Annotated in this window: 30 protein-coding genes; 16 read left to right on the plus strand and 14 right to left on the minus strand. The window is 63.4% G+C overall.

The window, feature by feature from the left end; translation table 11 throughout:
* Positions 1-161: 161 nt before the first annotated feature.
* The 4 genes from IZU87_RS12535 to eat all read left to right on the plus strand — a co-directional run bounded on the left by IZU87_RS12535 (position 162) and on the right by eat (position 5,028).
* On the plus strand, positions 162-1,094 hold the full coding sequence (locus tag IZU87_RS12535; RefSeq protein ID WP_213114739.1) for a MurR/RpiR family transcriptional regulator: 933 nt from the start codon (positions 162-164) through the stop codon (positions 1,092-1,094).
* Between the two features lie 178 nt (positions 1,095-1,272).
* Positions 1,273-2,679 carry an ethanolamine ammonia-lyase subunit EutB gene (locus tag IZU87_RS12540; RefSeq protein ID WP_213114740.1) on the plus strand — a complete coding sequence of 469 codons (1,407 nt, stop codon included), beginning with the start codon at positions 1,273-1,275 and terminating at the stop codon, positions 2,677-2,679.
* The gene (gene eutC / locus IZU87_RS12545) at positions 2,676-3,536 is read left to right on the plus strand and encodes an ethanolamine ammonia-lyase subunit EutC (RefSeq protein WP_213114741.1); all 861 of its coding nucleotides are present in this window, start codon (positions 2,676-2,678) and stop codon (positions 3,534-3,536) included. The genes IZU87_RS12540 and eutC overlap by 4 nt, the downstream gene beginning before the upstream one ends.
* A 73-nt stretch (positions 3,537-3,609) precedes the next feature.
* Positions 3,610-5,028 carry an ethanolamine permease gene (gene eat / locus IZU87_RS12550; RefSeq protein WP_153636184.1) on the plus strand — a complete coding sequence of 473 codons (1,419 nt, stop codon included), beginning with the start codon at positions 3,610-3,612 and terminating at the stop codon, positions 5,026-5,028.
* A 147-nt stretch (positions 5,029-5,175) separates the two neighbouring features.
* Here eat and thiE read toward each other — a convergent pair whose 3' ends face one another.
* Together thiE and thiM are read right to left on the minus strand one after the other, a co-directional pair.
* On the minus strand, positions 5,176-5,799 hold the full coding sequence (gene thiE / locus IZU87_RS12555) for a thiamine phosphate synthase (RefSeq protein WP_213114742.1): 624 nt from the start codon (positions 5,797-5,799) through the stop codon (positions 5,176-5,178).
* Positions 5,789-6,628: a hydroxyethylthiazole kinase gene (thiM, locus tag IZU87_RS12560; protein ID WP_213114743.1), complete on the minus strand. Its 840-nt coding sequence runs from the start codon at positions 6,626-6,628 to the stop codon at positions 5,789-5,791. Before thiM ends, thiE begins: the two co-directional genes overlap by 11 nt.
* 394 nt (positions 6,629-7,022) lie before the next feature.
* Between thiM and IZU87_RS12565 the strand changes: the two genes are divergently transcribed.
* Complete coding sequence (locus tag IZU87_RS12565; protein ID WP_249330591.1) at positions 7,023-8,108, plus strand: endonuclease/exonuclease/phosphatase family protein; 1,086 nt, start codon at positions 7,023-7,025, stop codon at positions 8,106-8,108.
* Between the two features lie 192 nt (positions 8,109-8,300).
* Here the strand turns inward: IZU87_RS12565 and yghX are convergent, their stop codons facing one another.
* Positions 8,301-9,188, minus strand: a complete 888-nt coding sequence (gene yghX / locus IZU87_RS12570) for a YghX family hydrolase (protein ID WP_213114744.1) — start codon at positions 9,186-9,188, stop codon at positions 8,301-8,303.
* A 426-nt stretch (positions 9,189-9,614) separates the two neighbouring features.
* On the opposite strand from yghX, the gene IZU87_RS12575 reads away from it, so the two are divergent.
* From IZU87_RS12575 to IZU87_RS12600, 6 genes are all read left to right on the plus strand, one after another.
* The gene (locus tag IZU87_RS12575) at positions 9,615-10,697 is read left to right on the plus strand and encodes a FecCD family ABC transporter permease (RefSeq protein WP_213114745.1); all 1,083 of its coding nucleotides are present in this window, start codon (positions 9,615-9,617) and stop codon (positions 10,695-10,697) included.
* Positions 10,694-11,545, plus strand: a complete 852-nt coding sequence (locus IZU87_RS12580) for an ABC transporter ATP-binding protein (protein WP_153636179.1) — start codon at positions 10,694-10,696, stop codon at positions 11,543-11,545. Before IZU87_RS12575 ends, IZU87_RS12580 begins: the two co-directional genes overlap by 4 nt.
* Entirely contained in the window at positions 11,542-12,765 is a 1,224-nt protein-coding gene (locus IZU87_RS12585; protein WP_249330592.1) for an ABC transporter substrate-binding protein, read from the plus strand. The genes IZU87_RS12580 and IZU87_RS12585 overlap by 4 nt, the downstream gene beginning before the upstream one ends.
* A 129-nt stretch (positions 12,766-12,894) precedes the next feature.
* The gene (locus tag IZU87_RS12590) at positions 12,895-13,065 is read left to right on the plus strand and encodes a hypothetical protein (protein WP_160317865.1); all 171 of its coding nucleotides are present in this window, start codon (positions 12,895-12,897) and stop codon (positions 13,063-13,065) included.
* Positions 13,066-13,116: 51 nt separating this feature from the next.
* A complete protein-coding gene (locus IZU87_RS12595; protein WP_213114746.1) occupies positions 13,117-13,515 on the plus strand; it encodes a Lin0512 family protein in 399 nt (132 codons plus the stop codon).
* Positions 13,512-13,880: a Lin0512 family protein gene (locus IZU87_RS12600; RefSeq protein WP_213114747.1), complete on the plus strand. Its 369-nt coding sequence runs from the start codon at positions 13,512-13,514 to the stop codon at positions 13,878-13,880. Before IZU87_RS12595 ends, IZU87_RS12600 begins: the two co-directional genes overlap by 4 nt.
* 109 nt (positions 13,881-13,989) lie before the next feature.
* Here IZU87_RS12600 and IZU87_RS12605 read toward each other — a convergent pair whose 3' ends face one another.
* The 3 genes from IZU87_RS12605 to IZU87_RS12615 form a co-directional block, all read right to left on the minus strand.
* On the minus strand, positions 13,990-15,084 hold the full coding sequence (locus IZU87_RS12605) for an NAD(P)-dependent alcohol dehydrogenase (RefSeq protein ID WP_213114748.1): 1,095 nt from the start codon (positions 15,082-15,084) through the stop codon (positions 13,990-13,992).
* A gap of 116 nt (positions 15,085-15,200) precedes the next feature.
* Positions 15,201-16,229 carry an HlyD family secretion protein gene (locus IZU87_RS12610; RefSeq protein ID WP_192837692.1) on the minus strand — a complete coding sequence of 343 codons (1,029 nt, stop codon included), beginning with the start codon at positions 16,227-16,229 and terminating at the stop codon, positions 15,201-15,203.
* Positions 16,230-16,536: 307 nt separating this feature from the next.
* Entirely contained in the window at positions 16,537-17,883 is a 1,347-nt protein-coding gene (locus tag IZU87_RS12615; protein ID WP_213114749.1) for an MFS transporter, read from the minus strand.
* A gap of 118 nt (positions 17,884-18,001) precedes the next feature.
* On the opposite strand from IZU87_RS12615, the gene IZU87_RS18055 reads away from it, so the two are divergent.
* Entirely contained in the window at positions 18,002-18,751 is a 750-nt protein-coding gene (locus IZU87_RS18055; RefSeq protein WP_213114750.1) for an IclR family transcriptional regulator, read from the plus strand.
* 236 nt (positions 18,752-18,987) lie between these two features.
* Here IZU87_RS18055 and IZU87_RS12625 read toward each other — a convergent pair whose 3' ends face one another.
* A complete protein-coding gene (locus IZU87_RS12625; RefSeq protein WP_213114751.1) occupies positions 18,988-19,683 on the minus strand; it encodes a haloacid dehalogenase type II in 696 nt (231 codons plus the stop codon).
* A gap of 350 nt (positions 19,684-20,033) precedes the next feature.
* Here IZU87_RS12625 and IZU87_RS17925 point away from each other — a divergent pair, with 350 nt between their 5' ends.
* Both IZU87_RS17925 and IZU87_RS12630 read left to right on the plus strand, forming a co-directional pair.
* Positions 20,034-20,159: a hypothetical protein gene (locus IZU87_RS17925; protein WP_283248907.1), complete on the plus strand. Its 126-nt coding sequence runs from the start codon at positions 20,034-20,036 to the stop codon at positions 20,157-20,159.
* A 447-nt stretch (positions 20,160-20,606) separates the two neighbouring features.
* A complete protein-coding gene (locus tag IZU87_RS12630) occupies positions 20,607-20,852 on the plus strand; it encodes a hypothetical protein (protein WP_043333917.1) in 246 nt (81 codons plus the stop codon).
* Between the two features lie 154 nt (positions 20,853-21,006).
* On the opposite strand, the gene IZU87_RS12635 is transcribed toward IZU87_RS12630, so the two are convergent.
* Positions 21,007-21,522, minus strand: a complete 516-nt coding sequence (locus tag IZU87_RS12635; protein WP_043333918.1) for a lactoylglutathione lyase family protein — start codon at positions 21,520-21,522, stop codon at positions 21,007-21,009.
* Positions 21,523-21,765: 243 nt separating this feature from the next.
* Here IZU87_RS12635 and IZU87_RS17930 point away from each other — a divergent pair, with 243 nt between their 5' ends.
* Positions 21,766-22,023 (plus strand): LysR family transcriptional regulator, encoded by a 258-nt coding sequence (locus tag IZU87_RS17930; protein ID WP_213114752.1) that lies wholly within the window; start codon positions 21,766-21,768, stop codon positions 22,021-22,023.
* Positions 22,024-22,036: 13 nt separating this feature from the next.
* Positions 22,037-22,450 (plus strand): LysR substrate-binding domain-containing protein, encoded by a 414-nt coding sequence (locus IZU87_RS17935; RefSeq protein WP_213114753.1) that lies wholly within the window; start codon positions 22,037-22,039, stop codon positions 22,448-22,450.
* A 161-nt stretch (positions 22,451-22,611) separates the two neighbouring features.
* On the opposite strand, the gene IZU87_RS12650 is transcribed toward IZU87_RS17935, so the two are convergent.
* From IZU87_RS12650 to IZU87_RS12675, 6 genes are all read right to left on the minus strand, one after another.
* Entirely contained in the window at positions 22,612-22,941 is a 330-nt protein-coding gene (locus IZU87_RS12650; RefSeq protein ID WP_153636169.1) for a gamma-glutamylcyclotransferase family protein, read from the minus strand.
* Positions 22,942-23,017: 76 nt separating this feature from the next.
* Complete coding sequence (locus IZU87_RS12655; protein ID WP_213114754.1) at positions 23,018-24,001, minus strand: LysR substrate-binding domain-containing protein; 984 nt, start codon at positions 23,999-24,001, stop codon at positions 23,018-23,020.
* A 297-nt stretch (positions 24,002-24,298) separates the two neighbouring features.
* A complete protein-coding gene (locus IZU87_RS12660; RefSeq protein ID WP_054556217.1) occupies positions 24,299-24,775 on the minus strand; it encodes a GFA family protein in 477 nt (158 codons plus the stop codon).
* 198 nt (positions 24,776-24,973) lie between these two features.
* Positions 24,974-25,300: a gamma-glutamylcyclotransferase family protein gene (locus IZU87_RS12665; RefSeq protein ID WP_213114755.1), complete on the minus strand. Its 327-nt coding sequence runs from the start codon at positions 25,298-25,300 to the stop codon at positions 24,974-24,976.
* A 256-nt stretch (positions 25,301-25,556) separates the two neighbouring features.
* Positions 25,557-26,156 (minus strand): HD domain-containing protein, encoded by a 600-nt coding sequence (locus IZU87_RS12670; protein ID WP_054556215.1) that lies wholly within the window; start codon positions 26,154-26,156, stop codon positions 25,557-25,559.
* Positions 26,156-26,335 (minus strand): TauD/TfdA family dioxygenase, encoded by a 180-nt coding sequence (locus IZU87_RS12675; protein ID WP_249330593.1) that lies wholly within the window; start codon positions 26,333-26,335, stop codon positions 26,156-26,158. Before IZU87_RS12675 ends, IZU87_RS12670 begins: the two co-directional genes overlap by 1 nt.
* Positions 26,336-26,463 lie beyond the last annotated feature (128 nt).

Consider the following 26,463-nt stretch of genomic DNA (forward strand, 5'->3'; position numbering starts at 1 on the left):
CTCCGTGGCGGCAGGGGTGCGAAGACGTAATGCAAATATGTAGTGCATTTGAATTTTGTGCAATAAATAATTGCATATGGTCGCTTGTGCCTTCGGACTCGACCGGCCAGAGATGCTACCGTTGCCGCCATCTGTCCTGTCCCTTGCCAAGGAGGTATCCCATGCCCCCATCCTCCCGAGCCCCCGGGCCCGCATCCCCTGACTCGCCGCCGGAGACCCTGGAGGGGTTGAAGCAGTTGCTGGCGGCGATCGATCGTCGTGAGGTGGAGATTCGTCTCGGCGCGAGTTCCCGGCGCGTGCTGGCGGTGCTGATCGAGTCCCCGCAACGCACGGCGGTGTCTTCCATCAGCCAGCTGGCGGAGTTGACCGGCGTGAATGCCTCGACCTTCTCGCGTCTGGCTCAGCGGCTGGGCTACGAGGGCTTCAGCAGGTTTCAGGATGTCTTTCGCCAGGCGGTGACGGATGGTGAGCATTTCTACAGCCAGCAGGCCTCGCAGCTGCTGGCGCGAGACGCCGATAGCAGCGCCATGGCCCAGCTTGCGCGGCTGGGGCGTCAGGAGAGCGCCAACATCCTCAGCATGCTGGAGAGGGTGGACGCCGCGGCCTTCGAGGCCGCGACCACCTTGCTGGCCGAGGCGCCGCGCGTGCGTCTGCACGGCATGCGTCAGTTCAATTCCCTGGCGCTGTTCATGGCCTATGGGCTGGGCATGCTGCGCCCGGACGTGGCACCGCTGGATGCCAGTCGTCAGGGCGTGGCCGATGCACTGGCCCAGCTGTCGGCCGGTGACGTGCTGGTGGTGGCCAGTTGCTTCCCCTATACCCCAAGCGTGGTGGCCTGCGCCGAGGTGGCGGTGAAGCGTGGGGTCGAGGTGATCGCGCTGACCGATTCGGCCAGCTCTCCGCTGGAGCCCCTGGCGCGCTACAGCTTCCATGTGACCAATCACAGCCTCTTCTACAGCAACAGCATGAGCGCCTTCATGTTTCTCGCCGAAGGTCTGCTCAGCGAGGTGGCCAGCAAGCTGGGCGATGCGGGAGTGGCCTCGCTCAAGCAGCGCGAGGCGATCATCATGGAGCTGGGGGGCGCACGCGGCTGATGCCCGCGACGCACTGCACCGAGGGGGAACGCCTTCATGCACCACAGTGGTGCGGGCGCAGGCCTACGCAATGCGGCTTCAAGGCGTATGCAGGACCAAAGAGGCATGGAGGGAGATTGGCGTGATTCCTGCAAAACGACTGATATGAAATGACATCCGTCAGGGCAAGGAATTTCCCATGAGCCGCGAGTACCGTTATACCCTGGGCAGTCAAGTCCATCGTTTTGCCAATCTGGCCGAGCTGATGGCTAAGGCGACGCCCGCCCGCTCCGGAGATCGTCTTGCTGGCGTGATCGCGGAAACCGCCGAGGAGCGAGTCGTCGCTCAGCTGTGTCTGGCGGAGTTGCCCCTCAAGACCTTCCTCGAAGACGTGCTGATTCCCTACGAACAGGACGACATCACCCGCTTGATCATCGATGAGCATGATCCGGTGGCGTTCCTGCCGATCGCGCACCTCACCGTCGGCGACTTCCGCAACTGGCTGCTGAGTGACCTCGCGACCCCCGCGCTGCTGGCGCAGGTGCGCGCCGGCATCACCCCCGAAATGGCCGCCGCGGTCAGCAAGTTGATGCGCAATCAGGACCTGATTCTGGTCGCGAAGAAGTGCGAGGTGGTCACCGCCTTTCGCAATACCATCGGCAAGAGCGGCCATCTCTCGACCCGCCTGCAGCCCAATCATCCCACCGATGACGTCACCGGCATCGCGGCCAGCATTCTCGATGGCCTGCTCTACGGCAACGGCGACGCCGTGATCGGCATCAACCCGGCCACCGACAACGTGGCTCAGAGCATCAAGCTGATGCGTCTGATGGATGAGGTGATCCAGAAGTACGCGATCCCCACCCAGTCCTGCGTGCTGACCCACGTCACCAATACCCTCGAGTGCATCGAGCAGGGTGCCCCGGTGGATCTTGTCTTCCAGTCCATCGGCGGCACCCAGGCCACCAACGAGAGCTTCGGTGTCGAGCTTTCCGTGCTGGCGGAGGCGCAGCAGGCTGCGCTGTCGCTCAAGCGCGGCACGGTGGGCGACAACGTGATGTATTTCGAGACCGGCCAGGGCAGTGCGCTGTCCGCCGATGCCCATCACGGCCTGGACCAGCAGACCTGCGAGGCGCGCGCCTATGCGGTGGCGCGCAAGTACTCGCCGCTGCTGGTCAATACCGTGGTCGGCTTCATCGGCCCCGAGTATCTGTTCAATGGCAAGGAGATCATCCGCGCCGGCCTCGAGGACCACTTCTGCGGCAAGCTTTTGGGCCTGCCGATGGGCTGTGACATCTGCTACACCAATCATGCCGATGCTGATCAGAACGACATGGATACTCTGCTGACGCTGCTCGGGGTGGCGGGCTGCAACTTCATCATGGGCATCCCCGGCTCGGATGACATCATGCTCAATTATCAGACCACTTCCTTCCACGATGCTCTCTATGCACGGCGGGTGCTGGGTTTGGGGCCGGCGCTGGAATTCGCCGCCTGGCTCGAGGAGATGCAGATCTTCACCGATGTCGCCACCCAGGCGCTGCCAAGTGAAATGCCCGACCGCTTCGCCAATTCACTGCGTCAGGTGACAGGAGGTGACGCATGAACCCTGACCAGCCCTCTGCTGACGCGATCTCGCGCAGCCTGGAACCCGATGCCATCGTCACGCCCAATCCCTGGCAGCGGCTTGGCCAGTTCACGGATGCGCGCATCGGCCTTGGCCGTGCCGGCATCAGTCTGCCGACCAATCGTTCGCTGGAATTCCAGCTGGCGCACGCCCGCGCCCAGGACGCCGTCCACCTGCCGCTGGAGATTCCTCGACTGATCGAGGACCTCAATCAGCTCACAGCGCTCGAGAATGCTCCGCAGATCCAGCGACTGCACAGTCGCGCTGTGGATCGCACCACCTACCTGCAACGCCCCGATTACGGCCGGCGTCTCGATGAGTCGTCGCGTCAGCAGTTGTCCGCCCTCGACGCCCAGCCTGCCGATCTGGCCATCGTGGTCGTCGATGGGCTCTCGTCTCTGGCGGTGCAGAGCAATGCCGCTCCCTTCATCGCGGCACTGCTGGAGGCGCTTGCCGAAGACGGGCCGGATGCCTGGTCTTTGGCGCCGATCTGCGTGGTGGAGCAGGGGCGGGTCGCGATTGGCGATGAAGTCGGCGAGCTACTCAAGGCTCGTGCAGTGCTGGTGATGGTCGGCGAGCGTCCCGGCCTCAGCTCTCCGGACAGCCTCGGGCTCTATCTGACCTGGCAGCCGCGCGTCGGCCTGAGCGATGCCAGCCGCAACTGCATCTCCAACGTGCGCCCGGCAGGGCTCGACTTCGCCATGGCCGCCCAGCGTCTGCACTACCTGCTGCGTGAGGCACGCAAGCTCGGCCTCACCGGCGTGGGCCTCAAGGACAGAAGCGGCGAGACGGCGCTGGAAGGCGGCACCGGTATCCAGAACTTCCTGCTGTCCTGATGGGACGGCAGCGCAGCAGCGGGAATCTCCCGATCCAACAATGACAAATGCCTGAGGCATACAAGGCGGCACCATGACTCGCGACACGAATCACGACACGAATGAGCAGGACTATCTGGCCAGGCGCCAATTGAAGAAAGGGACGGCAGGCTGGGTCCTGCTGGCGGGCCTCGGGGTCTCCTACGTGATTTCCGGCGATTTCGCCGGCTGGAATTTCGGCATCGGCGAGGCGGGCTGGGGCGGCTTCGCGATCGCCGCGCTCTTGATGGGCATCATGTATCTGGCACTCGTGCTGTCGCTGGCGGAAATGTCCGCGGCCATTCCGGCTGCCGGCGGCGGTTACAGCTTCGCCCGCCAGGCGATGGGGCCGGCAGGCGGCTACCTCACCGGTCTTGCCGTGCTGATCGAATATGCGCTGGCCCCCGCGGCCATCGTCATCTTCATCGGCAGCGCGGTGGAATCGTTGCTGGGCATCAATGGCCCGATCATCTACGCCATCTTCTATCTGGTGTTCATCGGCATTCATCTGGCGGGGGTCGGCGAGGCGCTCAAGGTGATGATGGTGATCAGCGGCCTGGCCGTGTTCGCGATCATCGCCACCGCCGTCGCGCTGATCGGTGACTTCGACAGCAGTCGCCTGTTCGACATCGCACCGACCGACGCCTGGGGGGCCAGCGACTTCATGCCCAATGGCTGGTATGGCATCTGGGCGGCGCTGCCCTTCGGCATGTGGCTGTTTCTGGCCGTGGAAGGGGTGCCGCTGGCGGCGGAGGAATCGCGCAATCCGGCCCGTGATGTCCCGCGCGGCATCATCGGCGCCATGCTGTTTCTGATGTTCACCGCCGTGCTGGTCGTCTTCCTGCTGGCCGGTGCCGCAGGTGCCGAGGCAATCGGCAGCAGCGCCGTGCCGCTGGTGGATGCCCTCAAGGCCACCGGCAGCGAGGGCTTGGCGACACTGGTCAATGTGCTGGCCCTGGCGGGGCTGGTGGCGTCGTTCTTCTCGATCATCTATGGCTACAGCCGTCTGGTCTTCGCGCTGTCGCGGGCCGGGTATCTGCCCAAGACGCTGTCGCTGACCAGCAAGCGCAAGGCGCCGACCTGGGCGCTGGTGGTGCCGGGCATCTTCGGGTTCCTGGTCTCGCTGACCGGCGAGGGCGATCTGATCCTGGGCATGGCGGTGGTGGGGGCGACAGTTTCCTACGCGCTGATGGCGGCCAGCCACATCCTGTTGCGCCTGCGTCAACCGGCGCTGGCACGTCCCTATCGCACGCCGGGCGGCATCGTGACGTCCGCCATCGCGCTGGTGCTCTCGCTGATCGCGCTGACCGGGGTCTATGCCTTCGATCCGCGAGCCTTCAATTACACCCTGGTGCTGTTCGTGGTGGGCATCGCCTACTACGCCATCTTCAGCCGTCATCGGTTGGTGGCGAAGACCGCCGAGGAGGAGTTCGCGCTGGTGGCGAATGCCGAGAGTGACCTGGCGACCAGCTGATCCGCTCAATCAGTTCAATCAGCTCAAGCCGCTCAGGTAGCAAAGACGACAACGCCCGCCATGGCTGACCATGGCGGGCGTTGCTGTGACTGGCAGGCTCGGATCGATCCGAGCGATTCAGCTCAGTTCAGTTCAGCTCATCTTTGATCAGAAAGGATACTGCGCCAAGAATTGCTGGGCGGCCTCGGCGGGGTCTTCGGCACTGCACAGCGCCGAGACGACGGCGAGGCCGTCGGTGCCGCTGGTCATGACTTCGCCGGCATTGGCCAGCGAGATGCCGCCGATGGCGACCGTCGGCAGCGGGCTTGAGCGCACAAGCTGCGTGAGCCCCTCGATGCCCAGCGGCGCGGCATGATCCGGCTTGGTCGGGGTGGCATATACCGGGCCGAGGCCGAGGTAGTCGATGCGCTCGACATCGACGGCCTTGAGCTGCTCAAGCGTCTGGACCGACAGGCCGATCAAGGCGTCCTCGCCGAGACGGCCACGCGCCTCGACCGGGTCGCCATCGCTCTGACCGATGTGCAGGCCATCGGCGCCACTGGCCAGCGCGACCTCGATGCGGTCATTGATGATCAGCGGCACCTCGTACTCGTCCAGCAGCGCCTTGAGGCGGATGGCCTGGGCGATCATCTCCTCGTCGCTGGCGTGCTTGTCGCGCAGCTGCACGACACTGACGCCGCCGCGCACGGCGGCCATCACGGTGGCTTCCAGGCCGCGCTCTGCGCACAGCGCGGGGTCGGTGACCAGGTAAAGGGATAGATCAAGTGACATCGGTCAGCTCCAGACGAGAGGCTAGCGGGGTGGAATCGGCGTCGAGAGTATACAGGGCATCCATGAAGCGTGGCACGAAGCTGCCCGGGCCTTGCGCCGACTGCCCCGCCGTCTCACCGGCCTCGGCGTAACAGGCCAGCGCGGCGGCGGTGGCGTGCAGAGTGTCGTCATGCCCGACGAGGGAGGCGGCGAGGAAGGCGGCGACCACGCTGCTCAACGCGCAGCCCATGGCAGTGATGCGGCCCATCAGCGCATGACCACCCTGCACCGTGATTTGCCGCTGGCCATCGGTGACGACATCGACACGACCGGTCATCGCCACCACGCAGTTCTGCGCGCGTGCCAGCGCGACGGCGGCCCGACTGGCGCGCTCCAGCGCATCCTCACCGTCATCGCCGCTGTCCACGCCGCGGCCTTTATTCATCTCACCGGCAAGCGCCAGCACTTCGGAGGCATTGGCGCGAATCACGCTGGGGCGATATTCCAGCAGCGCGCGGCACGCATACTGGCGCAGGCTGGAGGCGCCGATGCCGACGGGGTCCAGCACCCAGGGTTTGCCATCGCGGTGGGCGCACATCGCGGCCAGCTGCATGGCCTCGATCCAGCTGGGTGACAGGGTGCCGATATTGATCGACAGCGCCGCACTGATGGCGGAGATCTCCTGAATTTCCTGCTGTGCATGCGCCATCAGCGGCGAGGCACCGATGGCCAGCAGGGTATTGGCGGTCGGCGTCATCGCGACGTGATTGGTGATGTTGTGCACCAGCGGCGTGGTCTGGCGCAGCTGATTCAGCAGGCTGCCGGGAGAAAGGGATGACGATGGAGTCATGGGATCTCGTGACTGGAGAAAGGAAGCATCAGCGCTCGAGAGTAAAAGCTGGCGCTGAAAGGTCAAGTGGCAAGGTCCGGCGCTGACGGTGGCGTGACGCGCTAGCTCCCTGTCATCTATCAAGAGTCGCGCAAAGGATAATAAATAATATCGTGGTTCTATAAACCTTGACGACAAGTCCATAAGATACAGTCTCTTACGGTCTTTTGTGTGCGAGTCATCAGTCAAGGGTCACGCAGTGATACGGATAGGTCAGCGCGGTAGCGTCAGCAATACGAGCAGCAGTCACCTGGATTTCGCTGGCAACAGCAGCACGAGCAACAGCAGCAAGCTCCCGCGCGGACGGCAGCCGTCTGGCGGTTCTCGGCTTGAGCGCATCGCCAGAAGGGTGGTGATGGCACTGACGATGTCCGTTCTGCTGGGCGCTGCGGCCAGCAGTCAGGCGGATGCGGTGATCGCCAGCTGGAATCTCAAGCATGCCGGCTGGAACAACGGCAAGCATCTCGAGCAGGTCGCGGCGGTGGCGAGCCATATGGACCTGATCGGCCTGCAGGAGGTGATGAAGGAGGAGGTCGTCAGCGAGCTCGAGCAGCAGCTTGAGGCGCTGACCGGCGATGAGTGGGACAGCCTGGTCAGCCATGCGGTCGGGCGCAGTACCTATACCGAGCGCTACGCCTATCTGTATCGCGACAAGACGATCGCCTATCAGGGCGGGGCTACCGTCTATCTCGACCCCGAGGATGTGTTCTCGCGCGAGCCGCTGCTGGCCACCTTCGTCGAGAAGGACAGCGGGCGGGCCTTCAGCGCCGCCAACGTGCATATCGTCTACGGCGACAGCAAGGCGGATCGCGCGCCGGAAATCCGTGCGCTGGCGGATATCTACGACCTGATGAAGGAAATCTCGCCCGGCACCCCGGCGATCATCATGGGCGATTTCAACATGGCGCCGGATGAGCCTGCGTGGGGAGGCCTGCGGACCCTCGGCCTGCGCCCGCTGATCACCGAGGGCGCGACGACGCTCTCCAAGACCGATGGCCGCTATGCCTCGCTCTACGACAACATCTGGTATGTGCCGAGCGAATGGCCCAGCGCCAGCGGCGATGTGTTCCGTTTCCCGGACTATCTGGGTATCAGTCATGAGGCGGCGCGTGCCGATGTCTCCGATCACGCCCCGATCTATCTGTCGGTGACCGGCGAGACACTGGCGTTGCTGCCGCTGGACGGCGGCCAGTCGCAGGCGGCGGGCACAGAGGTGGCCAGTCGTGCATCCAACGCCTCCAGTTCGGCGAGTCAGACCTGTATCGACCTCAATACCGCCAATGCCGATCAGCTGGATCGCCTGCCCAATATCGGGCCGGCACGCGCCGCCGATATCATTCGTCAGCGTCCGTGGAGTTCCAGCGGTCAACTGACCCGCATCAGCGGCATCGGCAAGGGTACGCTCAGCGAGATCGTCGCCAGCGGCATGCTGTGCAGCTGAGTTTTTTTCAGAACGGGTCTGTTCTGAACAGATCAGTCTGAATAGGTCTGGTCTGAACTGATCAGGCCTGAGCCTGAAGAGACCAGTCTCGGTCTCACGCGAAAATGACGAAGCCAGCCATCACGGGGATAGCGTGATGGCTGGCTTCGTCGTCTTGAGGCGGTCAGTCCGTCTTCCTGGTGCCGTCTTAGGTCAGCTCAGATACTTCTCGAACCAGGCAAGGGTTCTGTCCCAGGCGAGCTTGGCGGCCTGTTCGTCATAGCGTGGCGTCGAATCGTTGTGGAAGCCGTGGTGGGTGTCCGGGTAGATGTAGGCCTCATAGACCTTGTCGTGCTCCTTCAGCGCGGCTTCATAGGCGGGCCAGCCGGCATTGACGCGCTCATCGTGCTCCGCATAGTGCAGCAACAGCGGGGCCTTGATGGCGGCGACTTCCTCGGCGCGCGGCTGGCGGCCATAGAAGGGCACGGCACAGGCAAGCTCCGGATAGGCCACGGCGGCGGCATTGGAGACGCCCCCGCCGTAGCAGAAGCCGGTAATGCCGATCTTGCCGGTGGTGCGGTCCTCGCTCATCAGGTAATCGATGGCGGCGAAGAAGTCGTTCATCAGCTTTTCAGGGTCTACCTGTGCCTGCAGCTCCTTGCCCCTGGGGTCATTGCCCGGATAGCCGCCCACCGAGCTCAGCCCATCCGGGGCCAGCGCGATATAGCCGGCCTTGGCCACGCGGCGCGCCACGTCCTCGATATAGGGGTTGAGGCCACGATTCTCATGCACCACCACCACGCCCGGCAGCGGGCCGCTGACCTTGGCGGGCTTCACCAGATAGGCGCGCACCTCGCCATGGCCCTCGGGGGACGGGTAGGTGATGTATTCGGCGACGATGTCGGGGTCGGTGAACTCGACCTGGGAAGCCAGCGCGTAGTCGGGGCTCAAGCTTGCCAGAATCGAGGTGGCCGTCATGCCCGCAACGGCAAAGGCCGCCGCGTGATCCAGAAACTGGCGGCGAGTGATGTTGCCATGCACATATCCGTCGTACAGCTCCAGCAACTCGGGAGCAAAATCCTTTGCAGTGAGGCGGGCCATGTCAGACTCCTGGGCAAGAGAAAGGGCGAGCGAATCTTGAACATAGCAACCCGCCATGACGCTACCAAGTTTTTGCCGGCCTGTTCACCGAGTCTGTCATTTTGTGAGCCTGACATTTTCTGAGTCAGGTATTTGCCGAAGCGTGCGTGAGCCGGATGTGAGCCGGATGTGAGCAGGGCGGGTGTGGGCAGAACTGGTGTAGGAAGGACTGGCGGCGCTGCCTGGCTGGGTTGAATGGGCGTGAGCCGAGTCGCGCATATCGCCAGTCGCGGCCGTGCGCATTGTGACTGCAGGCGTCAATCATTATCATCTGCGCATGATTCATGCTGATAGCCGAGCTGCCTGGCGGCTCCGGTGGGCCCTGATGCATGGAAGTTCACTTCCTCCTCCTAGTGGCAGACCTTGCTGGTGATTGAAAAAAGTCCGATGTCTCCCCCCGCGCACGCTCAGGCCTCAGCGCCTGAGTCGTCGCCTACGCTCGCCCAGCAATACCGGCGCTTCGCCTGGAAACGTGTGGTGATTCTCGCCGCGCTGGGCCTGGCACTGCTGTTGGCCATCCTTGGCGACATCATGACCGGCCCTGCCGATCTCGCGCTGTCTGATCTGCTGGGCGAACTCTTCAATCCCGGCTCGCACGGGCCGATCAATGGAGCCATCGTCTGGCAGATTCGTCTGCCGACGGCGGTGATGGCGGCGCTGGTCGGTGCAGCCCTGGGGCTTGCGGGCGCCGAGATGCAGACCGTGCTCAACAACGCCCTGGCCAGCCCCTTCACACTGGGCGTGGGGGCCGCGGCGACGCTTGGCGCCTCGCTGGTCATCATCCTGGATGTCGCCTTGCCGGGGCTGCCGCCCAGCTACACCATCGCACTGATGGCCTTCGTGTTCGCGGCGCTGTCGATTCTGGCCATCGATGCCGTGGCCTCGCTGTATGGCGCCAGTCGCGAGGTCATCGTGCTGTTCGGCATCGCGCTGGTCTTCGTGCTCAACGCCGTCAATGCGCTGGTGCAGTTCGTGGCCAGTCCCGATGCGCTGCAACAGCTGGTGTTCTGGACCATGGGCAGCCTGTCGGAAGCCTCGTGGGAGCGAGTCGCGATCATCGCAAGTGTGCTGGTCGTCTGCCTGCCCTTTGCTATGCGGCGTGCCTGGGCGCTGACAGCGCTGCGTGCCGGCGAAGACCATGCGCGCAGCTTCGGCGTGCCGGTCACTCGTCTGCGCCGCACGGCGCTGCTGCGCGTCAGCCTGCTGGCGGCAGTGGCAGTGGCCTTTGTCGGCACCATCGGCTTCATCGGTCTGGTCGGGCCGCACATGGCGCGTCTGGCGCTGGGGGAAGACCATCGCTTCTATCTGCCCGGCAGTGCGCTGGCGGGCGCGCTGGTGCTGTCCTTGGCCGCCACGGCCAGTGAGTCGCTGGTACCCGGACTGGTGCTGCCGGTGGGGATCGTGACCTCGTTGATCGGTATCCCCTGTTTCCTCGCCTTGCTGCTCGGACAGCGCAGGGGGCAGGGATGAGCCATCACGTCTTTGATTCGCAAGCATCCTTGAAGATCTCGCAGCTGACCACCGGCTATCAGCGGCGCATGATCTTCGATCAACTCGACCTGCCACCGCTGCCGGCGGGCTCACTGGTCGGTGTGCTCGGGCCGAATGCGGTCGGCAAGTCGACCTTCCTCAAGGCGATTGCCGGCATGCGTCCGGCCAAGGGCGACATCCACCTCGGCGAGCTTGCGCTGTCGTCGCTGCACGGGGCAAACCGCATGCGTCATGTCGGCTACCTGCCGCAGACGCTGCCGCAGCCGACCAGTCTGGTCGCCTATGAAGCCGTGGCCAGTGCCTGTCGCGCGGCGCGTGCCGAACTGAGCCGCGAGGCCACGGATTCGCTGGTCGAGCAGGTCTTCGCGCGCCTGTCGCTGCATTCGCTGGCCTTCCGGCGCATGGACACGCTCTCCGGTGGCCAGCGTCAGATGGTCGGTCTCGCCCAGGCGCTGGTGCGCCAGCCACAACTGCTGCTGCTGGATGAGCCGACCAGTGCGCTGGACCTGCGCTGGCAGCTGGCCTTGATCGAAGGCGTGCGCGGTGTGGTGCAGGAGCAGCAGGCCATCTGCCTGATCGCGCTGCATGACATCAATCTGGCGCTGCGTTTCTGTGATCAGATCATCCTGTTCGCGCCCTCCGGGCTGCTGGCCACTGGAGCCCCGCGTGAGGTGATCACCGCTGAGCATCTGCGCGAGGCCTACGGCATCGAGGCGCGTATCGAGAGCTGCTCGCTGGGCCATCCGGTGGTGCTCACCGACCGCGTCGCCGACTCGGCCCACGCCGATATCGGCCATATCACGCGCGATGCCGGAGCCAGACGATGATGGCGGTGCGCAAGACTGAGCCCAGAAGCGAGCCCAGAAGACTGGCAGGTGCCTGCCTGCTGGCACTCGCCAGTGTCTTCGCTGGCGCCTTCTCGAGCGCACCGGGCAACCTTGCCCATGCCGCCGAGCCGGTCGCCAAGGTGCAGACCCGGGCCAGCTTTCCGCGCCAGGTCACGGATCTCGCCGGGCGCGAGGTGACGCTTGCGGCCTCACCGCAGCGCATCTTCCTCGCCCAGCCGCGCCAGCTGTATGCGCTGTTGACGCTATTGGATGCGCCGCTTGAGCGCATCGTCGGCTGGGCCTACCCCTTGGCGGTATTTGACCCGGCGATGACCGCGCGTCTCGAAGCGCGCTGGCCGCAACTTGCCACGCTGCCAGCGCTGAGTCGCGCCTCGACGCCGAGCCTCGAGGGCGAGGCCCTGCTGGCGCTGACGCCGGACCTGGTGCTGTTCGATCTCTCCCAGCGCTCACGTATCGAAGGCTCGCCGCTGGCGGCGCTGCTGGACGAGGTTGGCACTCCCTATCTGTATGTCGAGTTCAATCATCATCCGTTGCAGGATGCTCCGGTCAGCGTGCGCCTGCTGGGCGAGGTGCTCGGTGTCGAGGCGCGTGCCCGCGAGGTGGATGACACCATCGCGGCGCATCTGGCGCTGATTGACGAACGTCTGGCAACGATAACCGAACGGCCGCGTGTGCTGATCAACATCGCACCGGGCGTGAAGGTGGATTGCTGTCGTACCAATCTGCACAACGGCGTGGCGGACCTGGTCACGCGGGCTGGCGGGCGCAATCTGGCCGCTGAACTGGCGCCGGTCAGCGGTGCCACCCTCAGCAAGGAGTGGGTGCTGGCACACCCGCCCGAGGCGATTCTCAATACCGGCGGCCAGTGGGCCAAGGGCGATGGCCTGCGCGCCGGCATCGGCATCTCGGGTGAGGATATCCAGCACGACTTGGCGCGTATGGTGCAGACACTGCCCGGCTGGCAGTCACTGGATGCCGTCAAGCAGGGCCGGGTGATGGCGCTGTGGCATGGTTTCCACCAGGGGCCCTATGCCATCGTCGCGCTGGAGGCCATCGCGCGCTGGTTGCACCCCGAGACCTTTGCCGATCTCGACCCCATGGCCACCTTTGGCTACCTGATGAATGACCCGACGCTGTCGCGCAGCAGCGGCCACTTCTGGGGCCAGCTGGCGCTTGAGGCGCCTGACACGACCCGATGAGCTGATCGGGGCTGGTGCCTGCTGGTGCTCGGGGACGGAAGTCGTATTTTCTACTTGAGGCTTTCCTGAAACGATGGGGCGACGTTGTCATCGCCTGATGACGATATCGGGCCAGCGACGGGAGGCCGCATGTCAGAGCAGGATGACCGCAAGCCCACAGCGACGGTCAGCCCGGTGCGCAGTGCGCAGCTGGTGGCGATCGTCCTGGCGCTGATCGAGCTGTTCCAGGGAGATTGGCAGGGCGCCCTGCTGCTGGGCGGGATAGGTTGGGTGATCGGGCTTTTCAAGCATCCGCGCTGATAGGCGGCGCGAGTGGTACGTCTTTTCCGTGACAGGAAATCAGGGGGTAATGTGGCCAAGACACGCATGGTGACCCAGTTCGGCATGGGCACCTCCATTCGCAGCCAGAACTACACCGAGGCGGCGGCACGTGGCATCCGCGATGCCCTGTGGCACAACTCGCTCAACGTGGCGGACGCCTTCGGCTTCCCCAAGGAGGCGATGCTGATCGAGGTCGAGATCGGTGTGCAGCAGCCCGACAAGGTCGACAGTGACGCCCTGCTGGGCATCTTTCCCTACGGTCAGCCCAGTGTGCGCGTGGTCAAGGGCGGGCTGGACGTCGCCAAGCCGGATGGCAGCGGGGTCAGCGTGATCGCCAATGTCGCCATCATCGTGTCATTCGACATGGCGGCCGCCGGCGCGGCGTCCACTTCTTCCACGCCCGGGCAGTCGGCAGGAGGTCAGGCATGAGCGAGCAACGCATCATTCTCGAGATGGGCACCGGCAATGACCTCTACGGCATGGACTACACCAAGGCCGCCTGCCGTGCGGTGCATGATGCCCTGCATCATTCCTCCATCGTGATGTTCCAGTCACTCGGCATCGATCACCACCAGATGCGCGTCGAGGTCACCATCGCGGTCCAGGAGCCGGACGCCGTGGATACGGACGCGGTGGCGCGCGAGCTTCCCCGTGGGCGCGCCGAGGTGACGGTGGTGCAGGGTGGCCTCAATGTGCATGACGAGGCCAGTGGCCAGACGCATGTCATCGCCTCGGCCGCCGTCGCCGCCATGCTGGATATCGACCACGACGCCTGGCAGCTGTGTCAGTCGTAGGCAATGCGCGAGCGCGCTGACTGAGGTCGTGCCGACCAACGAAGAAAGCCCCCGTGCGTCAGTGACGCACGGGGGCTTTGCGGTACAGGCCAGGTGGCGCAGGCGCTGATTACAGCGAGCTGATGCGCAGCACCGGCTTGACGGTCAGACCTGATTTCGAATCCGCGAAGGCCTGTTCGATGTCATCGAAGTCATACATCTGGATCAGCTTGTCGAAGGGGAAGCGGCCTTCCTTGTAGTAGCCGACCAGGCGCGGGATGAAGACGCGCGGCACGGCGTCGCCTTCGATCACGCCGATCATCGACTTGCCTTCCGCCATCAGGTCGTGGTGCACGTCCAGGGTCACATCGTGGGTCAGGCCGACGATGGCAGAGGTGCCCAGCGGACGCAGCACCTGCAGGGAGCTGCGCACCAGCATCGGCACGCCGGTGGTCTCGAGGGAGAATTCGCTGCCGCCATCGGTGATGCGCTTGATCTCGCCGACCAGGTCCTCGGTCTTGCCGTTGACGCTGTGGGTCGCGCCCAGCTCATGGGCCAGCTCCAGACGGCTCTCGTGCAGGTCGACCGCGATGATGTTCTTGCAGCCGGCGATTTTGGCCGCCATCACGGCACTCAGGCCCACGGCACCATAGCCGAACACGACGAGACTGTCACCGAAGCCCGGCTTGAGGCGATTGAGGATGGTGCCGGCGCCAGTCTGGATGCCGCAACCCAGCGGACCCAGCAGGGCGAGATCGACATCGCTGTCGACCTTGACGGCATTGCGCTCGCTGACCACGGCGTGAGTGGCGAAGGACGACTGGCCGAAGAAGGTGGCGACGTCATGGCCGTCACAGCTCAGGCGCTTGCCGCCATCATCCATCACACCGCCGAAGTTGAGCTCACCGCCACGCTCGCAGACGGTCGGGTGTCCGGTCAGGCAGTGGCTGCAATGACCACAGTGCGCGAAGGACAGCACCACATGGTCGCCCACTTCCATGTCGCGGACATTGTCACCGATCTGCTCGACCACGCCGGCGCCTTCATGGCCGAGCACGATCGGATAGGGGGCGATGCCCAGGTCGCGTGCGGCGGCATCGGTATGGCAGACCCCGGTGGCCACGACACGTACCAGAATCTCGTCTCCCTTGGGGTACGCCAGTTCGACGTCCTTGAGGTCGAAGGGCTGGCCTTGGGTGGCGGTGACGGCGGCGCGAATTTTCATGGTGTTGATCCCGTTGATGATCGAGTGATGGCGTGATGGCGTTCTTCAGAGGCGTCCCGGGGCGGCGTGTCCTCCGGGACGCTTCTCTTGACTGTTTCAGGACTGTCGCAAGTCGCTCAGGGCTGCTGGGTCGTGACATGGGCGATCACGGACATGCCGATGCGTACCTTGTCGAAGTCGGGCTGGTTCGGGTCGAACACGATCTTGACCGGCATGCGCTGGGTGATCTTGGTGAAGTTGCCGGTGGCGTTCTCGCTGGCCACGGCCGAGAAGGCGCTGCTGGAGGCCGGTGCGATGCTGTCGACATGGCCAGTGAAGGTCTTGCCCGGCAGGCTATCCAGCGTCATCTCGACCGGTTGGCCCGGCTCCATCTCGGCCATCTGGGTCTCGAGATAATTGGCGACGACATAGGCTTCCTTGTGCGGCACGATGGCCAGCAGCGAATCACCCGGTTGCACGTAGGCGCCGACACGCAGTGAGCGCTGGGTGACGATGCCGTCCTTCGGCGCACGAATGACGGTATAGCCGGTGTTCAGTTCCGCCTGCTCGAGCGCTGCACGTGAGCGTTCGACCTCGGCCAGGGCTTCCACGCGCTGGGCTTCAAGGACGCCGATCTGCTTTTCCGCCGAGCGCTGAGCCGCCTGGGCCTGCACGAGATTGGCTTCCCAGATGCCCTGCTGTTCATCGGCCTTTTCCTTGTCCTGCTGGGAGGCGGCGTTGGTCATGCGCAGGCTGCGGTAACGCTTGGCATCATTGCGCGCATAACGCAGCGAGGCCTGGGTGGATTTCACTTCGGCGATTGACTGCTGCACGACTGCGTGCTGACGCTCGATGTTGGCATCCAGGTCACCGACCGCTGCCTGCTGAGCGGCGAGATCGGCCTGGGCAGAGTGCAGGGAGGCCTGGTAATCGCGGTCATCCAGCGTGGCCAGGATCTGGCCTTCCTTGACCACTTCGTTGTCTTCCACCAGTACCTTGTCGATCTGGCCCGCGACGCGTGTGGTCACCATCACGCTATCGGCGCGTACATAGGCATTGTTGGTGGCTTCGCGGCCATCGTGGCCCTTCCAGTAGAGGCCCGCGTAGGTCGCGACCAGCAGGAGCGCCAGAACGCTCAACAGTAGGGTGGTACGTGTCTTGTTCATGTCGGTGTCGTATCTCGTCGTCTATGTCGAAGAAGGGGGAAGTGGCTGAATCCTGGCTGGCGGGCAGCCGCCGGCTTTGTCTGTGTCTATGCCCCGGAGGGGTGTGCTTGAGAGGGCTGAGCCTGAGAGCGCTGTGCTGGCTCTGGTTGAGGTGCCGGTGCCGGCGCCGGTTGGGGCGGATAGGCAGCACCATGACCAGTATCAGCAGCGCCACCACGAAGGGGATGATGGCGAGGTAGGCATCCGCATAGCTCATCACGGAGGCCTGCTCGGAGATGCGCGTGGTGATATCGCTTGCCGCATCGACCTAGATGAGTCCGGCGGGCTGATTGCCCTGCAGGCCGAGTGCCTCGCCCAGGCGGGTGGTGTGCAGGGCTTCACGCGTGACGAGGAAGCTTCCGTAGACCGTGGAGGCCACCACCGTGAACAGGGCGCGCAGCGAGTTGACCATCGCGGTGGCGAACGGCCCTTCCAGCGGGCTGAGCGCCCCGGTGGCATTCATCAGCAGCGGTACCACCACCATCGGCTGGCCCAGGGTGTTGAGCACCTCGATGAGATAGAAGTTGTCGCGATTCCAGTCGCTGGTGAGCTGCGAGCCCAGCAGGCAGCTGATCAGGATCAACACCAGGCCCGTGGCCATCACGTAGCGGCTATCGACGCTCTTGCGGTTGATCAGTGTCGCCACCAGCGGTGCCAGCAGCAGCTGCGGCAGGGCCATGGTCAACATGACCGGGAACAGCTGCATGGGGCGATAGCCCTGCACTTCCCCCAGGAAGGCGGCGGGAATGGTGCCGGCGGCCAGGGTCAGGAACATGAAGGTACACAGGGTGATGATGCCGAAGGCAAAGTTGCGGCGTGCCAGCAGCTGCAGCTTGTAGAGCGGCATGGGGTGGAACCACTCATGGATCAGGAAGGTCACGAAGACCAGCCCGCCCGTGGCCAGCAGGGCGACGATCAACGGCGAGTTGCCCCAGTCGAGTCGCTCACCCTGGGTCATGCCGGCGACCAGCGCGCACAGGGCGGTGACGCCCAGCAAGGCACCGAGCCAGTCGAACTGCTTGCAGCGTTCCAGCTTGAGCGGGTCCTGCGGCAGGCCCCAGGAGACCAGTGCGGCGGCGAGAAGGCATACCGGCGCGGTTTCCCAGAACACCAGATTCCAGTCGCCCAGGTCGCCATAGAGAGCGGCCAGCGGTGCCGACAGATAAGGGCCGAAGGTGGCCGTCATCGCATAGGCCGACAGGCCATAGAGCTTGCTGTGCCACGGCAGGAAGCGCAGCGCCGACATCATCAACAGCGGCAGGATGCTGCCGGAGGCCAGGCCCTGGGCCACGCGCAGTCCCGCCATCAGCGGGAAGCTATCGGCCAGGGGCACCAGCAATGAGAACAGGGCCAGTGACAGGCAGGCACCGATCGCGAAGCGGCGCAGGCTGAAGGTGACGGCCAGCCAGCCGGCGAGCAGCATCATCGAGACTTCCGCCGCGCTGTAGATGGTGGTCAGCCAGCTGCCCTCATCGTGGGAGAAGTCGAAGTGTCCGATCACATCCGTCAGGACGGTCTGCGTGACACGCTCTCCCACACCGGACATCAGTGATGCGAGCAGAATGCCCACAAGACCGAGTGCGAGTCGTAGATTGAAGGGTTGAGGAGCGGCCACTGTAGAGTTCCCGTTTTGAGGTGAAGCGCTAGATACCTTGGGTGTATCGTTATACGGTACACTGTACCACTTGGTGGTTTCGTTAGGCATGTAGTTAGCTTGTTAAGGAGTTGTGTCTGTGTCCACAAGAGAAGGTAGTGGCGTGCAGGTCGTGGCCAGGGTGGCGGCGATTCTCAAGAGTCTGGAAGGCAGTGAGCAGGGCATGAGCCTGGGGGAGATCGCCGCCAGCAATGATCTGCCGCGCTCGACCGTCAAGCGGCTGGTCGATGCGCTGGCCCAGGAAGACCTGCTGGAAATCCACGGCCATGGCGGGATACGGCTCGGCTCTGCGCTGATGCGGCTGGCGCGCCATAGCCAGCTCGATATCACCACGCATGCCAAGTCGTTTCTGGAGGCGTTGAGCGGCACCACCGAGGAAACGGTGGTGCTCTGCAGTCTGAGCGGCAACGAGCTGCTGATACTGCACTCGGTGTTGTCGCCGCTGCCGCTGCGGGTATCGCCGATGGCCGGCAACTTCCTGTCATTGCATGCGACAGCCAGCGGCAAGGTGCTGCTCTCGCATCTCGAGGACGAGAAGGTGGAGCGCCTGCTGGGGACGGATCTCACGGCCTACACGAACAACACCCTTGCGATGCCGGCACTGCTGACGCAACTAGCCGAGGTGCGTCGCACCGGCATCGGCCATGATGAGGACGAGCATATGCAGGGAGTTGGCGCGATCGGAATCGGCCTGGAGACCAGCCAGGGCCATTACTCCGTGTCCGTGGTCGGCCCCTCGTGGCGCATCAGCGAGCGCAGGGCGGAGATTCAGGCCGCGCTGCAGGCGACCCGTGACGAGATGCTCAAGGCCTTCCGTTCACTCAAGTGAGGGCGTCCCGCCAAGGCAGCAAGGCTGCCATGTGCGGCGGCTGATCGAACGGCGAGATGGTGGAGAGGGCGAACAGGAAGGCAGGCACAGCAACGCCGCTCACCCGAATGGGCGAGCGGTGTTTATTTACGAGGCAGCACTCAGAGACAGAGCTGAGAAACTGAGCTTGGAAAGAGAGTTTGGAAAGAGAGTCTAGAAAGAGAGTCTAGAAAGAGAGCTCAGAGGCCAGGGCTCGCTCAGGCCTCTCTGGCCGCGATCAGCTGGTCCGCCAGGGTCATCAGCTCCGCGGCGATGAAGTCCGGGGCCGGCACATTCTCGGCGGGCAGCACGGCATTGTGCGGGCGCGTCAGCAGGGCGCCCTGCATGCCGGCGGCCTGGGCACCGATGGTGTCCCACACATGGCAGGCGATCATGCACATGTCGCCCAGTTCGACCTCGAGCTGCTCGGCGACATGCTGATAGGTGGCCGGCGCCGGCTTGAACTGCTTGACGCTGTCGACGCTGAAGTGCTGCTCGAAGGCCTCGCTGATACCGGCCTTCTCCAGCGGCGTCGGGGAGGCGCCTGCGGGGGAATTGGTCAGCGTCACCAGACGGAAACCGGCCTGCTTGAGGCGCTCAAGCGCCGGGGCGACATCGGGATGGGCCGGCATCTCGGCCATGCGCGACTTGAGCTCCTCGATATCGTCATCCGCGAGTCTGACCTGATGGATGTCGGCGACCATCTTGAGGGCGCCCACGCCGAGCGCACCGAAGGGGGTGTAGCGTTGTGAGAGCGTCATGGTCTGCGAGTACAGCACCAGCTGTGCGAACCATTCGCGCAACACGCTTTCATCACCGAACACGCGTGAGAACAACGGCGAGAGAGTGGTGATGTCGAGCAGTGTCTCGTTGACGTCGAATACCAGTACGTCGGGAAAGGTCGTGTCAGACATGATGACTCCTGGGGTGATATTTCAGACATGCAGTGGACGCGAAGCGAGGTAGCAGGCCGACGGGGAGCGTCAGGGGGTCAGTGCCAGCGGATCAGCGCCAAGGAATCAGCGCTGGCAAGCCCGCGTCACTTTCTTCATGACTCAAGACTACCCGTTGTTGAGCGATTGCTCAAATCATGGCCGTTGGCAGTGTGATGACGCCGGTCAGAGGTCTGGAATGGCACCGGCAGTCTCAGCGCCAGACGGCGGTCGATATTTTCATGATCAAATGTTGTACAAATATTGAATTTACGCCATATTGCGTCGCAGAAGGGCTGAAAAAACCAAGAAAACAGCAGGGGTAAGGGACAATGAGCAATATCGCTATCTGGATGGGGCTTGGCTTGGCCGTCACCTTTGTGCTGTTGGCGACTGGCGTCTTTGACAGGCTACTGACCCGTATCGAGCAGAATGATTCGGCGCGCAAGATGAAATGATCTGCTGGCGGTGACAGCCGAAGGAATTCACGTAAAACCCACCCTCCAGGGTGGGTTTTTCATGCCCGTTTGGCGACAGAGCCTACAGGGTGTGCGCGCTTGATGGTTTCGCGAGTCTGAAGCCGGCTCGCCATCGGTCAGCGAATGTAGTCTTGCGTATCGCTGTGTAATCATGGAGAAGTGATTTGCTATCGGGATGTTCGTCGCGGTCATGGTGACTGGCGAGTCGCGATGAGATCAACGTGCTGAACACGCCAGCAAGTTACCACTGGTTAACGTTTCGAGAAATGTCGCCCACAAGAGAGAGTTGTACAGATATCACATCATGGATAGTGTGAGTTCAGCGGGTTTTGCACAGTATGAGGGATGTTCACACCCGTAATGGTTACCTGAACGCGTGTGATCATTGCCGTGAATTCAATCAGTGTGGCTCCAGGGAATCGAATCATGGATGAGAAAGCCAACGCCGTTCTGTCCTGCCCGGTATGTAACTGCCTGAGCATGGATTATCAATATCATGAGCGCTCTGACGATTACCTGGTGCACTGTGGTGAGTGTGCCGAGTTCATCGGCACCTGGTCGTTGTTGCAACGTGAGCTTGCAGTGCAGAAGGCACGGATTGCCTTGCTCAGTCCGGAACTCGCCAGTCAGAGTCTTTACCGTCGTGTGCGCAGCATGCCCGTCATCCACTGAGGCGTGAGCGGGTGGGCTTTTAGTGAGCTCGCCCAACGAAAGTCATCGTGTGTTGCTCTCGAGGTTCCTGTCGGGATGTCTCGAGCATGAATGTCAGATACAGCAAGGCCCCGCCATGGCGGGGCCTTGCTGTATCTGACGTCTGCGGCCGTGCTCAGTTCTGGTAGGCACCGGCGGCGTAGGTCATTTCATAGCTGTGGCTATAGACCTCGAGGATGTTGCCGAACGGGTCTTCCATGTAGACCATGCGGAACGGCTTCTCACCCGGGAAGTACTCGCGTACCGGCATGCGCTGCTTGCCGCCGGCGGCGACGATGCGCTCGGCCAGACCTTCGACGTCCGGGTCCTGGACGCAGAAGTGGAAGATGCCGGTCTTCCAGTACTCGAAGTTGTTTTCCGGCGTCTCGTGGTTCGGGAATTCGAAGATCTCGACACCGATACGGTCGCCGGTGGACAGGTGGGCGATGCGGAAGCTGCCCCAGCCCGGACCGAAGACATCGCTGCACATCACGCCGATGGCGGAGTCATCTTCGGTGATGGTGGTCGGCTCCATCACCACGTACCAGCCCAGCACCTCGGTGTAGAACTTGACCGCGGCTTCCACATCACCGACGGACAGGCCGATGTGGGAGAAGGTACGCGGATACGGTGTGTTCTTTTCGTTGCTCATGAGTCACCTCGATATGTGAGTCGTGAAGGAAATGGCTCGGTCACTGCCTGCGTGACGTTGGAAGCCATCTTGGGCGTCATGAGCAATAATGAAAACTACGTAGCTGTTATGATAATGATAAGACTTTCTTATTGCGGTGGGGGTTCTCCGTCGCAGTCTTGCTGATGCTCCTCCTCTGACGCTGCCATCCTGATTCTGTCCACTGACTCTGCCCCCTGATTCTTCCAGCCCCCAGGAGCTTGAATGCTGCAACCCCAATGGCTACGCACCTTTCGCACCCTGGTGAGTGTCGGCAACTTCACGCGTACCGCGGAGCGGCTCGATCTGACCCAGGCCGCTGTCAGTCAGCATGTGCGCCAGCTGGAAACCCGACTTGGCACGCTGTTGATCCGTCATCCGCGCAAGATCGAACTGACGCCGGCCGGCCATGCACTGCTGGATTTCGCGCGTGAGATGGAAACCGCCGAGCAGCGCCTGACCCGTCACGCTCAAGCCGGATGACCCGCGCCTGAGCGTGACGGAGTGGGCGCGTGAGCCCCTTGAGCTGGTGGTGCCGGCGGGAGTCGAGATCCATGACTGGGGGGATCTCGAGACATTGGGCTTCATCGACCACCCGGATGGTCAGGACATGGCCTCGCGCCTGTTGAGTCGGCGCTTCCCGGGCAATCCGGGCATCAGCTCACTGCCGCGCAGTGGCTCCACCAACCAGATCAGCCTGATTCTGGAGCCGGTCGCCCGTGGGTTGGGCTTCAGCGTCGTGCCGCGCCATGCCCGCGAGGCCTTCCCTGATCATCAGGCCATCCGGGTGGTGCCACCGCCTGAGGGCAGCACGGAGGTGGTCGATACCCTATGGTTGCTCACGCGAGCGGAATGGCCGCTCTCGGCGCGCGCCAGACGGGTGTTGGAGTATCTGAAGGTGGCGCTGTAGCGCGCCGAGGCATTGACGCTCAGACCTCGGCGCTCAGGCATCGGCGCTCAGACCTCGACGCCGGGCATCAGCGCTCAGACCTCGACACTCAGGCATCGACGCCGGGCATCAGCGCACTGATCAGCTTATGGAACAGTTCATGAAACAGTTCATGGAGCAGCTTACGGCTGGCTCAGCGCATAGACCTGTGCCGTCAGGGTGCTGCCATCTTCCAGCGTGATCGTGGCCGGCTGGCGAAGGTATTCGCTGCCTTCGAAATCATCCAGCGCCTGCCAGTGATCGGCCAGGTTGTCGGAGGAGAAGACGTGACCGCGGATGGTGTCGCCCGCCTCATCCAGTCTCAGCCCCGGAAAGCCCATCTCAGCCCCCCAGCCAGCTGCCTCCAGGCGGCCCTTGAGGGTGCCGGGAGTCCAGCTGCCGCCAATGTCGAGCATGACGTGTTCGTTGGGGCCGCCCGGGCCGAGGGTGCCGTAGATGAATAGATGCTGCATGGGAGTCTCTGTCGTTCGTCGGGGGAGAAGCCTGTCTCGGCGGCGCGCGCCGGACGGAGCGAGGGCTTGCGGCCGTTCACGGCTGCCTTGAGGTAGGCCCCGGAATCTCGAGGCCGGAAAATTCGCGTGTCAGCCAGCGGGTGATCGGTTGGATCACGGCACTGTTGGGATGGCGGACACTCATGCGATAGCCGTGGCGGTCCCGCGAGATATGCGGCGTCAGGGCGATCAGCGAGCCGTTGTCGAGCAGGTCCTGGATGACGTGGCTCCAGCCCAGCGCGACGCCCTGATGATTGACGGCAGCATTGAGCGTCAGCGGAAAGTTGTTGTAGGGGAAGGCCTTGTCGAGGCGCGGCACCGGCAGCCCCGCGTGGCGACACCAGGTGGCCCAGTCCAGCCAGCGGGTATCGCGCATGTCCAGATGCAGCAGGGTGATGCGCGACAGCGCTTCGGCATCCAGCCCCTTCTCGAGCCCATGACGCTGGGCGTAGTCCGGGGAGCAGACCGGGAAGGCGCGCTCCGCGACCACCAGCGTATCGCGATGATCGCCCGTCAGCGGCGGGCCGAAGCGGATCGCAATGTCGGCCTGCTGCATCTGCGGGTCTTCATCGCGATCGATCGGCAGCAGCGTGAAGTGACAGTCGGGAAAGTCCTGTTCCAGCCGCTCCAGGCGTGGGCGCAGCCAGACATGCGCGAAACCGGCGCCCGCGGCGATGGTGATGCGCGGCGTCGGCTTGTGCACCTTGCGACGTGCTTCCGTGACGGCGCTGCATACCTTGCCAAGTCCGCCTGCCAGTTCGGCATGGAAGCTCTCGCCGTAATGGTTGAGGATCAGCCGGCCGCCCTGGCGATCGAACAGCGGATGGCCCAGGTGCTCCTCCAGCGCGCGGATGCGCTGGGAGATGGTGGGCTGGGTGGTATCCAGCTCACTGGCGGCGGCCGTCATCGACCCCAGGCGGACCGTCACGTCAAAGGCGACCAGCCCGCGCAGGGAGGGCAGGTCATCCAGAGGGCTTGCGCTTTCCAGCGGCGCTGGGGAGCTTGTCTTTCGGGCCGGCACGAGAGTCCTCACTGTGATGCGCTGTCGCGGCGCTCCTGTCGTACTGTTTTGGCCTGGATGATGGCCTGGCTGATGGCTCGGGAGATTGCCTGGATAAGACATGAGAAGGCATCAGCCAAGGATCACCGGATACAAACAGGAGTGCCGCCTTGTATAGGCGGCACTTATACGCGACCCAGCGAATGACATCAACGCTCAGCCCGGCGGATCAGGCCATGAGGTCGCAACGGATCCTGACCAGCGTCGCATCGGATCCTGATCGAGGAGTTGCTGGTCCTGATTGACGCGCCGCCGATATCAGTCGGTGTCGCGCTCGGCAATCCGCGCATGCCAGGCGGCAATGCTCTCTTCAGGATACTCGGCGTGATGAGCATCACGCGCTTCGTGCGCGACTTCCACCCAGTTGGCCTTGCTGTCGAGCATGATGTGGACATGCTCCGGCGGCACGGGCAGCGGGGTGTCGATCGCCCCTGCCTGAGGATGGATCAGCTCCGGCCAACGGGCATCGTAGAGCCACAGCGCACTGCCGCAGCGCTTGCAGAAGTGCCGTTCCGCCGGACTTTCGACCCCGTCAGTCACCGCGTGATAGATGGAGAGATTGTCCCGGCCTTCCACCTTCAGGGTGTTGGCATCGCCCGCCAGATTGATCGCGTAGCCACCGCTGCCCGCCGTCTTGCGACAGATCGAGCAATAACAGCGCTGATACGGATAGGGGTGCGGCGATTCGAGCTGGAATGTGACGGCCTTGCAGTGGCAGGAACCTTCAAGCTGCATGAGGAATCTCCCTTGTGATGCATGAATGAGGACGCTGGCGCTGACTGGGCATGCATCGCCCGAAGGGCAATGTTACTCCATCCGGGCGCAAGGCGGCGGGCCGTCATTCATCACTTGCCACGATCAATCCATCACTAGCCACGATCCATCCATCTCTTGCCACGAGTCAGCAATCGCTATCCGTACCGCGCGTGAGTCTCACTGCGGCAGGGCGTAGACATAGGCCTCGAGTTCACGATTGTCATCGAGAATGACGGTAGTGACGGTGCGCTGATAGATGGGGCCCTCGAAGTCATCGAGAGCATCCCAATGCTCGGGCAAATGCGCCGAGGAGAACACGTGGCCGCGTATCACCTGGCCCGTGTTGTCGACGACCAGCCCCGGGAAGTTGTGCTCATCGCCGTGATCGGTGTTTTCCAGTCGGCCGCGTAGATAGGCCGAGCTCCATTCGCCATCGATATTGGCGATGACATGTTCGTTGAGGCCGCCGGGGCCCAGTGGACCGTAGATGAAGAGATGTTCCATGCGTCTGCCTGTCGGGTTGGGGAAGGGGGGATGATCCGCGAGGGAAAGACGGCCGTACCGGCACCGCCTTCATTGACGTTGACGTTAGCCAATGATGATGAAGGTTGAGTGGCGAGGTTCAACCCCTTGTTGACGTGAAGCACTCAACGCAACGCCCACAAACCAGATTGCCCCCACTGGGCGGGCCAGTGGGGGCAATGGTCAAGCGGGGGAGCCGAGCAGGTCCGGCGCGTTTCACGCACCCGCCTTCACATACTCAGACGCGGCTGTCGAAACCGCCGGCCGGCTCTTCGCCGATCACGTCCGGATCGAAGGGCTTGCGCGCGAAGACGCGACGCAGTGCCGGTTCGAAATGCTCCAGCGGCGGGGTCGGGTAGTCGGGATCGAAGGCCGCTTGATCATAACGCTCGCAGAAATCCACGCACTTCTGATACCAGGGGTGGTCCTTGTAGATCTCGCGCTCGTTGCGGTCCTCGCCGTAGAAGTGACCGTAGTAGAACTTCTGGAACAGGCCATGGTGATGGATGATCCAGGTCACTTCGGCACGCACGTACGGGCGAATGATGGCGGCGGCCAGCTGCGAGTGATTGTAGGGCGCCAGCTCATCGCCGAGATCATGCAGCAGGGTGGCGACGACCAGGTCGTCATCGGCGCCATCGGCCTCGGCGCGTGCCGCTGACTGCAGGGAATGCTCCAGACGGCTGACCTTGTAGCCACTCAGGCCATCATCGAGCTTGCGCAGGGCAAGCTTGAGACGCTCCACCAGCCCTTCATTGAACTGATCTTCAAGACGCTCGAGCAACGCATAGTCTTCTGCGGTGCCGTCCTTCATCTGGGTGAATGAAACCTGATCCATTACGCCATTTCCTCACGGTTTTCTTGTTGTGCCTGCTGCTGACGCTGACGCATCAGGGTCGTGGCGAAGCGCTCACGCGGGCCATCGCTATCCATGTAGCAGCCCTGCAGGTGGCGGTGCCCCTCATTGGTGTCGAACGCCGTACGGCCATGCAGCACGCGGGTGTTGTCGAACATCATCTGAAGTGGACCCCATCCTTTGGACCACCTGACGGGTCGTCTAAGCTCGGATCAGGTCATCATCGGCGTCAGGCCGCCTGGATCAGTGGTTGAGAGAAGTACACTTCATCAGGTGTAGCATCGTCTAG

Origin of the sequence: Cobetia sp. MC34 (genome assembly GCF_018340035.1) — a bacterium.
GTDB classification, from domain to species: domain Bacteria; phylum Pseudomonadota; class Gammaproteobacteria; order Pseudomonadales; family Halomonadaceae; genus Cobetia; species Cobetia amphilecti.